At 57.0% G+C, this 11,150-nt stretch carries 10 protein-coding genes; 2 read left to right on the top strand and 8 right to left on the bottom strand.

Features of this window, described 5'->3' with window-relative positions; genetic code table 11:
• Positions 1-243 precede the first annotated feature (243 nt).
• The 3 genes from fabG to DYU11_RS02270 all read right to left on the bottom strand — a co-directional run bounded on the left by fabG (position 244) and on the right by DYU11_RS02270 (position 3,788).
• Positions 244-984, bottom strand: a complete 741-nt coding sequence (fabG, locus tag DYU11_RS02280; protein ID WP_119666014.1) for a 3-oxoacyl-ACP reductase FabG — start codon at positions 982-984, stop codon at positions 244-246.
• Positions 985-1,025: 41 nt separating this feature from the next.
• Complete coding sequence (locus DYU11_RS02275; RefSeq protein WP_119666013.1) at positions 1,026-2,000, bottom strand: NADPH:quinone oxidoreductase family protein; 975 nt, start codon at positions 1,998-2,000, stop codon at positions 1,026-1,028.
• Between the two features lie 63 nt (positions 2,001-2,063).
• Positions 2,064-3,788, bottom strand: coding sequence for a GMC oxidoreductase (locus DYU11_RS02270; RefSeq protein ID WP_119666012.1), 1,725 nt, complete (start codon positions 3,786-3,788; stop codon positions 2,064-2,066).
• A gap of 241 nt (positions 3,789-4,029) precedes the next feature.
• Here DYU11_RS02270 and DYU11_RS02265 point away from each other — a divergent pair, with 241 nt between their 5' ends.
• Together DYU11_RS02265 and DYU11_RS02260 are read left to right on the top strand one after the other, a co-directional pair.
• On the top strand, positions 4,030-4,299 hold the full coding sequence (locus DYU11_RS02265; protein WP_119666681.1) for an ArsR/SmtB family transcription factor: 270 nt from the start codon (positions 4,030-4,032) through the stop codon (positions 4,297-4,299).
• A gap of 79 nt (positions 4,300-4,378) precedes the next feature.
• Positions 4,379-5,473 (top strand): alkene reductase, encoded by a 1,095-nt coding sequence (locus tag DYU11_RS02260; protein WP_119666011.1) that lies wholly within the window; start codon positions 4,379-4,381, stop codon positions 5,471-5,473.
• A 96-nt stretch (positions 5,474-5,569) separates the two neighbouring features.
• On the opposite strand, the gene purQ is transcribed toward DYU11_RS02260, so the two are convergent.
• The 5 genes from purQ to DYU11_RS02235 form a co-directional block, all read right to left on the bottom strand.
• Positions 5,570-6,256: a phosphoribosylformylglycinamidine synthase subunit PurQ gene (gene purQ, locus DYU11_RS02255; protein WP_119666010.1), complete on the bottom strand. Its 687-nt coding sequence runs from the start codon at positions 6,254-6,256 to the stop codon at positions 5,570-5,572.
• A gap of 76 nt (positions 6,257-6,332) precedes the next feature.
• Complete coding sequence (locus DYU11_RS02250) at positions 6,333-7,247, bottom strand: bifunctional metallophosphatase/5'-nucleotidase (protein WP_119666009.1); 915 nt, start codon at positions 7,245-7,247, stop codon at positions 6,333-6,335.
• Positions 7,225-7,974: a 5'-nucleotidase C-terminal domain-containing protein gene (locus tag DYU11_RS02245; RefSeq protein WP_119666008.1), complete on the bottom strand. Its 750-nt coding sequence runs from the start codon at positions 7,972-7,974 to the stop codon at positions 7,225-7,227. The genes DYU11_RS02250 and DYU11_RS02245 overlap by 23 nt, the downstream gene beginning before the upstream one ends.
• 15 nt (positions 7,975-7,989) lie before the next feature.
• Positions 7,990-9,636, bottom strand: a complete 1,647-nt coding sequence (locus tag DYU11_RS02240) for a M1 family metallopeptidase (RefSeq protein ID WP_119666007.1) — start codon at positions 9,634-9,636, stop codon at positions 7,990-7,992.
• 328 nt (positions 9,637-9,964) lie between these two features.
• Entirely contained in the window at positions 9,965-11,116 is a 1,152-nt protein-coding gene (locus DYU11_RS02235; protein ID WP_229365665.1) for a PspA/IM30 family protein, read from the bottom strand.
• Positions 11,117-11,150 lie beyond the last annotated feature (34 nt).

The raw sequence follows: 11,150 nt of genomic DNA, 5'->3' as shown, positions 1-11,150 counted from the left end.
CACGCTGTACGACTGCGTCATTAGCTCTTCTGTATACCAGACAGCATGATTCTGAAAACCACTTACAGTACCGTAAAATTTATACTTGGTGCAACCTTAAGCGGGAAGGTAACGCAAAGGAACCAATCGGGCCGAAACCGTAACGTCAGGGCCGGATAGCTCCGACAGCAATTGAAACAAGCTGGGGAAACGTGATGTGCTGGAACCGAGTCGGCTCCCGGACCGGTCCGGGAGCCGACTCGGTTAAAGGGCCTGCCCGCCGTTGACGGATAAGACATGCCCGTTGACGAAGCCGGATTCTTCCGACGCCAGAAACCGGTAGGCATTGGCAATATCCATGGGTTCACCAATACGTCGGACAGGAATGGCGGCAACGGCCTGATTGCGGACTTCCTCGGGCATGGCATCAGTCATGTCGGTTTTAATAAAGCCGGGCGCTACGGCGTTGGCCGTAATGCCTTTGGATCCGAGCTCTTTTGCCCAACTGCGGACCATGCCGATAATCCCGGCTTTGGCAGCCGCGTAGTTGGTTTGCCCAAACGCACCGTGAACGCCGTTGATTGATGAAGTGCAGATAATCCGGCCGTATTTCTGCTCGACCATGTAAGGCACCACGGCCTTCGTGCAGTTGAACACCCCCGTCAGGTTCACGTCAATGACCTGCTGCCACTCCAGGTGCGACATTTTCAGGAGTGTCCGGTCGCGCGTGATGCCGGCGTTGTTGATCAAAATGTCGATGCGGCCGTAGCGGTCGTAGATTTCCCGGGCGGCCGCTTCAATAGCGGGTACGTCGGTGGTGCTGACGGGCATAAACTCGCACCGGAATCCCTGGTCGCGCAGGGTTTGGGCGGTTTCTTCACCAATGTCCAGCACGTCCCAGATGATGACGGTAGCGCCTTCCTGGCAAAACAGTTCGGCGGCTGCGCGGCCGATGCCGCGGGCCGCTCCGGTAATGATGGCAATTCGATTCTGTAATCCTGGCATTTGGTTAATTGACTTGATTGAATAACTACTACGTGTGGCCGCTATAGAACGACAACGGCTTTGCCCGTAACGCGTCGGTCCATCAGTGCCCGGAGGGCGTCGGGGGCTTCGGCAAGGGAGTACCGGCCATGGAGATGCTGTTTGAGCTGACCGCTGGCAATCCATTGCAGAATCTCCTGGAAGTTCTGCCGGCTCTGCTTCGTTTCCCGCTGGGCAAAGGCCCCCCAGAACACCCCGACAAGAGAAGCGCCTTTCAGCAGCGGCAGGTTAAGCGGAATGCTGGGAATGACACCACCCGCAAAGCCTACAACCAGATAGCGCCCTCGCCACGCCAGCGACCGGACGGCGGGCTCGGCATACTGGTCACCAACGGGATCGTAAACGACATCGACACCATTGCCGCCCGTAAGTTCCTTCACCCGTTCCCGCAGGTCATCGGTGGTGTAGTTGATGGTTTCGGCAGCGCCCAGAGTCCGGCAAACGGCCAGTTTTTCGTCGCTCGACGCGGCCGCTATGACGCGGGCGCCCATCAGCACACCCAGTTGCACGGCGGCCAGCCCTACGCCACCGGCCGCTCCCAGAACCAGCAGCGTTTCGCCGGGCTGGAGGTTGGCCCGGTCCTTCAGCGCGTGATACGACGTACCGTAGGTATACATGGTCGACGCGGCCGTTACGAAATCCATACCGTCGGGCATGGGTAACGTAGTGGCCGCGTTGGCCAGCACGTCTTCCGCAAAGCCCCCGTAGCCGGTCAGGGAAAAAACGCGGTCGCCGACGTTAAGATGCGTAACGCCCTCGCCAACTTCCTTGACAATACCCGACACCTCGCCCCCCGGCGAAAAGGGTAAGGTGGGCTTAATCTGGTACTTGTTCTGAATAATGAGCGTATCAGGGAAGTTGACCCCGCAGGCCCTGACGCTGATCACAAGCTGACCTGTCCCGGCTTTGGGCGACGGAACCTCGGTCAGCACAAGAGTTTCGGGCGGGCCATACTGCTCGCAGAGAATCGCTTTCAAGAGATACTGGTTTAGTGAGGTAGATCGGGCAATTGACCGGCTGAATGCAGCAGGGAAGTACGGTCAGAGATGCCCCTTCTTCATTTCCTTCGTGGCATAATCAACAGCACGGGCCGTCAGGGCCATGTACGTCAGCGAAGGGTTCTGGCAGGCCGATGAGGTCATGCTGGCGCCATCCGTCACAAACACGTTTTTGACCGAATGCACCTGGTTCCACTTATTCAGGACCGACGTTTTTGGATCCTTACCCATCCGGGCCGTTCCCATTTCATGAATCGCCAGGCCCGGTGGCTGGTGGTTGTCGAAGGCAGCGGTTACCCGTACGCCCGCGGCTTCCAGCATGGCTTTGCCCTGCTCAATAGCGTCGGCGGTCATTCGGTCCTCGTTCTCGCCCCAGCTACAGTCAATATCGAGGGTTGGCATACCCCACTGGTCTTTTTTGTCGGGGTTGAGCCGGACGTGATTTTCGAACCGGGGTAGCATCTCGCCCATCGCCGTCAGACTGAAAGTCCACGCGCCCGGTTGAGTCAGCGACTCCTTGAACTCCGCCCCGAAACCTTCCATGCCGTTTCCACGGCCCCAGCCTTCCCGGCTGGCCCCGGCGGCATAGGCGTAGCCGCGTACGAAGTCGCTTTGTTTGTCGTTCAGGACGTTGCGAAAGCGCGGTACGTAGGTTCCCGTCGGACGGCGACCGTAGTAATACATGTTGTCGAACTCCGGGCCTTCGTAGACGCCGGCGATACGGCCCCGGTAGTTATGGTCCATGAGGTAGTGCCCCAGAACCCCGCTGTCGTTGCCCAGGCCGTTGGGGAAGCGGTTCGACGTAGAATTGAGCAGAATCAGGGTGGAATTCAACGTAGCGGCATTGACGAAGATGACGCGGGCGTAGTACTCGCTGATTTCTTTGGTGTTGGTATCGATCACCCGCACACCCATTGCCTTGCCTTTCGCATCGTCATAGATAATGGAGTGTACCACCGAAAACGGGCGGATGGTCAGCTTGCCGGTTTTGGCAGCCGCGGGCAACGTAGCCGAGTTGCTGCTGAAGTACGCACCAAACAGACAGCCCCGGGCGCACCAGTTGCGGGCCTGGCAGTCGGCCCGGCCGAGGTCGGTATGGATTTTCTGCGCTTTCGACAGGTTGGCCGTCCGGCTGATGATCAGGTGCCGATCCGGAAACTGCTTTTTCCAGGTGTCGCGGACGTGTTTTTCGAGGCAGAACATCTCGAAGGGCGGCAGAAACTCACCATCGGGCAGGGTCGACAAGCCGTCTTTATTGCCACTGATACCGGCAAACCGCTCCACGTAGCTGTACCAGGGGGCGAGTTCCTCGTAGCGAATCGGCCAGTCGACACCGTGCCCATCCCTGGCGTTATCCTCAAAATTGAACGACGCCCACCGCTGCGTCCAGCGGGCCCACAGCAGTGATTTTCCGCCGACCTGATACCCGCGTATCCAGTCAAAAGGCTTGACCTGCTGGTACGGATGGTCGGCGTCGTTGATGAAAAAGTGGCCAGAATATTCGTTGAAGGCGTAACCTACCTGGCTCTGAACCGGGCTTTGCGCCAGCTTGTCGACCGGATAGCGACCCCGGTGCGTCAGTTCCCAGGGGCTCGACATCGTAGTAGGGTAATCCTTTACGTGTTCGACAGGGCGACCGCGTTCCAGCACAAGCGTTCGCAGGCCTTTCTGGGTGAGTTCTTTGGCGGCCCAGCCACCGCTGATACCGGAACCAATCACAATGGCATCGTACGTGCGCTGAGCTGTGGCGTCGATGTTGATGTTCATAAGGCAGGAGTAGGAGTCAGGCCAAAGTTAACCGATGCGGCTTAAATTCGAGCATGAACCCTGGCGACCTGACCTTTTCAAAGATTTTTTTGCAGTTTGTAAATTATATATAAAAAGTAAGTATACTTGCGCGCAGTATAACAATACCGCTAATTTGTTGCACAAACCCTTGTGGCACGTTCTCTTAACCTTATTTGTTATTTTTGTAAAAATGATACGGGGCGAAAGCCCCTTTTTTCAAATGGAGACTCGTTTCGTTGAAAAAGCAACCAATGCTATCGCCGACAAGTACCGCCTGTCTATCCTGATGGAACTGTCGCGGAAAGGTAGTTTGACCAATACCGACATCCAGGAAATGACGGGGCTCTCGCAGCCGTGCGTTTCTCACCATGTCAAGTTACTGACCGATAGCGGACTAGTTAATGCGCAGAAGGAAGGCAGAAATTTACATCTGACCCTCAATAAAGAATCACTGCAGCAGTTGTCGGGCTTCCTGAACGACCTGGCGTAAAAAATTTTTACGAATACATCCAAACTTTTAAATATTTGGTTGTGTTTTTCACCCAGAACCATTCAAAATAATCATCTCTATGGCTTCAATACTGTTCTCAGAGACTCAACTGGGTAATCTAACGCTACAGAACCACGTGGCTATGGCCCCGATGACCCGTAACCGGGCAACGGCCAATCACATTCCGACCGACATCATGGTGACGTACTACGCGCAGCGGGCGTCGATCGGCCTGATCATCACCGAAGGCACAGCGCCCTCGCCCAACGGCGAAGGATACGCACGGATTCCGGGCATTCATAGTGCGGCACAGGTCGCGGCCTGGAAAAAAGTGACCGACGCGGTTCATGAAAAAGGGGGTAAGATTTTCGTACAGCTGATGCACACGGGACGTATCAGCCACCACACGCATCTGGCTGGAAACGCCGAGGTTGTGGCGCCATCAGCCATTGCTGCCGCCGGCGAAATCTACACCGATGAGCAGGGTATGCAGCCGCACCCGACCCCCCGCGAACTGACGACCGAGGAGGTGAAAGCAACCATTCAGGAGTTTGTCAGCGCGTCGCAGAACGCCATTGACGCTGGTTTCGACGGCGTAGAACTGCACGGGGCCAACGGCTATTTGATCGAACAGTTTATCAGCCCTGACTCGAATCAGCGCACCGATGAATACGGTGGCTCAATCGAAAACCGCAGCCGCTTCCTGCTCGACATCGCCGAAGCGGCCGGTAACGCGATCGGCTTCGACAAAGTAGGCGTTCGCCTGTCACCATACGGGGTATTTAACGACATCAAACCCTACGCCGACGTCGATCAGACGTATTACTACATCACCGAAAAACTGAATGCGCTGGGCGTGGTGTACATCCACCTGGTCGATCACTCGTCGATGGGTGCACCGATTGTTCCGGATGCGGTTGTTGAGGGGATTCGGGAACGCTTCAACGGCGCCCTGATTCTGAGTGGAGGCTACGATGCCGAGCGGGCCGAAGCCGTACTGCAGAGCGGTAAAGCGGATCTGGTAGCGTTCGGACGGCCGGCACTGGCCAACCCTGATTTTGTGGAGCGCCTGAAAACGGGTGCCGATCTGAACCAGCCGGATTTCACTACGTTCTACACCCCCGGCGAAAAAGGATACATCGATTATCCCGTGCTGGAAGAGGTGAATGGATAAGTAGGGGAGGAAAGGGAAGAAGGGGACGAGGGGAAATAAAGGGAACAGCAACAGACCCTTTTCTCCCTTTCGTCCCCTTCTTCCCTTTCCTCCTTTTTATACCAACACCGCCTTTAGAGCCTGCTCCAGGATGAGTCGGCCGTCGGTATTGCCGAGGGCGGGGTCGGCGGCCCGTTCGGGGTGCGGCATCATGCCGAATACGTTTTTGGTTTCGTTGGTTACACCGGCGATGTTCTCGACGCTGCCGTTGCAGTTGGCCGCATCGGTAATTTCACCGGCTTCATTGCAGTACCGGAAGAGTACCTGCCCGTTGTCGTTCAGGCGCTTTAACGTATCGGCATCGGCAAAGTAGCGACCTTCACCGTGGGCAATCGGGATTTTATACGCCGGTTTGTCCAGCCCGGCCGTCAGCAACGCGTCCCTCGACTGCGGAGCCAGGTGAACGTTTTTACAGATGTACTGCTGGTTGGTATTCCGGAGCAGCACACCCGGCACGAGCCGCGCTTCGGCCAGAATCTGGAATCCGTTGCAGATACCCAGCAGGTAACCGCCCCGGTTGGCGTGGGCGATCACTTCGTTCATAATAGGTGAGAAGCGAGCCACCGCACCCGTGCGCAGGTAGTCGCCGTAGGAGAATCCACCCGGCAAGATGATAAAATCACTCCCCTGCAGATCGTGGTCTTTGTGCCAGAGCTTGACAACATGCTGACCCATCAGTTCCAACGTGTCCACGGCATCCTGATCGCAGTTTGAACCGGGAAAAACAACAACGCCAAATTTCATTGGTGAACGAGCGAAAAAGTGAATGCATGAACGGCTGAGGTTCGCCGTTTACGCATGGTTTACAAAGATACAAACTTTATTTCACCTCCATGACCTGCCCCGCTGAGGTGGCTTTACCGCGCTCGAACGTCAGGTCGATCCGGCCCAGATAAATGCCCCCGAAACCAACCTGATTGATCAGCGTGGGTTTGCCGTCGGGGTTGTTGACCGTAACGGGCGCTTCCAGGAACGTGTGGGTATGACCGCCGATGATGAGGTCGATGTTCCGGGTTTTGGCCGCCAGTACGTTGTCCGATACGGTGTCATCGTTGTATTTGAAGCCCAGGTGCGACAGGCAGATGACGTAATCGCACTTTTCGCTGGTCCGGAGCCGGGCCGCTACGTCGTTACCCATTTCAACGGGATCGAGGTACTTCGTTTCCTTATACATCGCTTTGGGAATCAGGCCCGCCGGCTGGATACCCAGCCCGAATACGCCAATCCGCACCCCGTCTTTTGTGAAGATGGCAGAAGGCTGCGTGCGGCCATCCATGACCGTGTTCTTGAAGTCGTAGTTGGCAATCAGGAACGGGAAACCGGCTTTGGCGAACTGATCGCGCATGTTGTCGATACCCCCGTCGAAATCATGGTTACCGATGGTGCCCGCGTCGTAGCCCAGTCGCTTCATGGCCAGGATCTCCGGCTCGCCTTTGTACAGGTTGAAATACGGCGTTCCCTGGAAAATGTCGCCCGCGTCGAACAGCAGGACGTTTTTCTGCTCCTGCCGGATGCGTTCGACCAGCGACATCCGCCGGGCCACGCCCCCTTTGCCCGCGTTCCGGCCGGCATCCAGCGGAAACGGGTCCAGCCGGCTGTGTACGTCGTTGGTGTGCAGAATGGTCAGTTGGGTGGTTTTCCCTTTAGCGAGTGCCTCGGGTGCGGTGGCCCCGATCACGGCGGCCGTGCCGAGCAGTTTCAGAAACTGGCGTCTATTTGATTGTAATGCGTCCATCCGTCGTGGGAGTTATGGGTTGACCGGATTTGCCTTGCTGCCGGAAATAATCGATCAGGGCATCGCGGATGAGGTAATTTATATCGTCGCGCCTGACCGGATTTTTCAGAAATCCGGAATTGTCGCCCCCTTCGGCTACATAATCACTCATCGCTACCGTATAGGTCTCATTGGGCTGAATCGTCCGGCCGTTGGTCAGCGTAGCGGATTGTACTTTGCCGTCGTGGATGGTCGCCCGCACACCCCCGACAACCAGCTTGTTGCCGTCGGCAAAGTGGTTGAGCAGTTGCATCAGCATATCGCCCGTCAGAGTCAATACAACGAGCTTATTGTCAAACGGCATCACTTCGTAGACGCCACCGATGGTGATGTTTCCGGCGGGCAGGTTGTTGCGGATACCGCCAAAGTTCAGATGCGATACGTCGATCGGTTTGCCGTACTTCTGCGTGGCCTGCTGGAGGAGGGCATCCGTCAGCAGGTCGTTGAGCGGCCCGTTGGGCTGGCCTTTCTCAATCGGACCGGTCGAGCGGGCCAGTACCTCGTTCATGGTCTGGTCGAGTTTCTGCCGGTATGGTTGCAGAAAGCCGGTCAGGTCCGGGTCAGCTCTGGCCGTAACGGAATCGACCTCGATGCGGTTGGCGGATTGCTGCGCCAGGTGGTAACTGGACTGGCAGGCCGTCAGGACTGTCAGCAGGAGCAGAACCGGAGCAAATTGTCTGGATATCATTGCAGGAGTTTACGGTTACTCGGTAGGTAGGCGTCGAACGCCAAATAAGCCAATATTGGTGTTTATGGTCAGAGCGCCGGGTGCCGACCCGAGGCTGGAAGTGGTCCATTCGCGGCCGGGGCGGATGGTCTGCCAGTTGCCGGCGCCGGTGCGTATCTGCACGGGCAGTGCAAAGTCCTGGACGTTCGCCACCCAGCGGTGCCGGATTGACCAATCGTTGGCCTCGGTCCGAACGACCTGGTACTCCAGCACCGGCAGTTCGGCGTGGCGCAGGTACTGATTGAACAACGGTTTCAGGTCAGCGCCGGTTCGTTTGGTCAGGAAATCAATCACCTCATCGGTGTAGACGATCGACAGTTTTTTCTCGGTAGCCAGGGCTTTGATGGCCGCGAACCAGGTCGCGTCGTTGTTGACGGCATGACGCAGCGTGTGCAGCATCCAGGAGCCTTTGTAGTAAATGTCGGTATCGGGCTGATCGGCATTCACGCCCAGAGGACCCAGCATCGGGTATTCGTTTCTGATCTTTGGCCGCTGGGTGTTCAGGTACGTCTGCGCCCGGGCCGCTCCCTGCGTACACTCCATATAGAGTGCTTCGGCGTAGGTCGTAAACGCTTCGTGAATCCACATTTCGGCGTGGTCGGCGCAACTCAGGCTATTGCCAAAGTACTCGTGCCCGCTTTCGTGGATGATGATAAAGTCGAAGTTGAAGGGGGTATTCTGGTACTTGTTTCCGTAAGCGATTGCGCTCTGGTGTTCCATGCCCCAGTACGGCGTCTCGACGAGTGCATAACCGTCCCGCCAGAACGGGTACTTGCCGAAGTACTGTTCGTAGCAGGCCAGCATGCCTTTCACCTGCTCGAAATGGGTTTTGGCCTTGCCGAGGTTGACGGGCAGGACGTAGTAGTCGAGTTGCAGCCGCTGGCCGTCGGGACTGCGGTACTCGTCGGCGAAATGGGCGTAGTCGGTGATGTTGAGCGTAACGTTGTAGCTGTTGATGGGATAGTGGACAAACCAGCTCCACTCGGTCTGGTCCGGACCGACCGGCCGCTGGCCCTGCAGCAGGCCATTCGAGACGCAGGTCAGGCCGTTGGGTACGCGAACGCGGATACGCATCGAATCCGGCTCGTCGGAAAGGTGGTCTTTGCAGGGCCACCACAGGCTGGCGCCCGTGCCTTCGCAGGCGACCGTGACCCAGGGTTTATTGGTTACTGAATCGCGCTGCCAGACGAAGCCGCCATCCCAGGGCGCGTTTTTGGCCACCGTCGGACTACCCTCGTAGCTGATCGTAATCTCACGCGTCTGGCCGACCGGCTGGGCCTCGTTCATCGTGATAAAGATCGCATTGCCGTCGCGCCGGTAGGTGAGGGGTTTGCCGTTCTGCGTAATACGTCGCACCGTCATGTTCGCAAACAGATCGACCTGCATCTGCTGGAACGCGCTGACCACGCTATAGCGAATGACGTTGCTGCCTTCAATGGTCCGGCTGGTCGGATCGACGCGCAGACTCAGGTCATAGAACAGAACGTCGTAGCTGGTTCGTTCGGGCCGCAGACCACCCCGGAGCGAGTCGGCGCGGGTGTAGCGATTGGTGTCAGCCGCTGGTTGCGCACACGCGGATAAATAACAGAAGATGGCCAGAATGGCCAGGTTGACCCGTTTCATGGAATGAAAAATCGCTAACAAAGGTATGAACTCCGGCCGACTATGCCGTGAAGATAGCCGCCGGTCCGTGGCGTTTTGCCGATAGTTGCATTCCTATATTGCTGCTGTTTTAAGAACGTAACGACTTTGTTAAATCTTTCTTCATCTGCGCATAAAACTGTTGTAATGTATTCGGCCTACTTTTGCCGCTGACCGCACTGGAGCAGGCAAAACGCTAAACATAAGCAGGCGTTTTCTGCCAGATGGTCCCTGATTACGCTTTACTACCAAATTGGTGTCGCATAGTGATGCACAACGCCCGGCCGCCTGGCTGGGCGTTGTCATTGTATCAGAGCATCCGGCCCGGGAAGGTCAGCGTGGTGCGTTCGGGTTCGTAGCTGATCCGGCGGGGCCGGCTGAACCCACCGAGGCCCAGTTGCAGATTGAGCAGCCCGCCCGAGAAAGATTTGGCCGTCAGTACGGGGGTGTAGGAAAGTTTGGCCCGGATAAACCAGAAGGCGTCGGACGCCCGGTTGGGATTCCGGTCGTTACTGCCCAGCTTGAAATCCCAGACCACGCCGGCTACCGGCGCGTGGTTAACCAGCGAATAGCCTTTGTATCGTTCATCACGCCGGTCGCGGGGCAGCATGTTCAGCAGACTGTAGCCCACGTAGGGAATTACCCGGTGCCGGGGCGATTCATGAACAATGGTACCCAGACCCGCTTCAAACAGAATGGCGCTTACCTTCATGCCCCCGTTCCAGGTCTGATCGTTCTGGCTGAAGGCATCCCGAATCGTAGCGCTGTAGAGCGAGGGCTGCAGCAAGAGCACGTACTGCCGGAAAACCACATCGAAGCTATACACCAGGCCGGTCGGCGGGTTGAGCGTCCGGCTGATCCCGCCAGTTGGCTGCATGGCGCTGCCGCCCAGAAAGACCCCCAGTCCTACATCCGACTGGTGATACGTGGTCACCATGTCGGGGGTGTCGTACAGCATCTGCGCTACCTTCTGCTGCCACCGTTCCAGGGCCTGAAAACTGTTGCCGCCGTTGGTTTCCGCCCGAAACTGATTGACCTGAGCAGTTAACTCCGCGTTTGTCCGGTATTCGATCTGTTTGGCGAGGTCTTTAAAATGGCGGTCGGCTTTCAGTTCGATAAGCTTGGTTTTCATCCGACGGGCGTGTACCTCCACCAGATCGAACAGAATTTGATTGTACTGCAGGGTTTGTTCGGTACGTGCCGATTCCACCACCCACGACAGATTCCGGAACATCAGGCAGTAGGCGTCGATGATCGGACGGTTCCGGATCAGAGTGGGCTGTACGTCGTAGCCAAGCTGGTAGTAAAATTCGGAAATGCCCTGACCCGGCTGCGGGTCGCCGTGGAAGTCGCTTAGTTTCAGTCGTCGGGTTGCGCTCCAGTGCAACGTATCAATACGCTCCTGAGCCTGCACGAACAGGGGGCATATGAGTAGCACGGTCAGCAGAAACCTCATGGCCATCGTTGGGGAGAAGGTAACAGAAACGTGTAAATGT

Source organism: Fibrisoma montanum (assembly GCF_003583365.1).
GTDB classification, from domain to species: Bacteria; Bacteroidota; Bacteroidia; order Cytophagales; family Spirosomataceae; genus Fibrisoma; species Fibrisoma montanum.
This window is presented reverse-complemented; position numbering and strand designations above follow the sequence as displayed.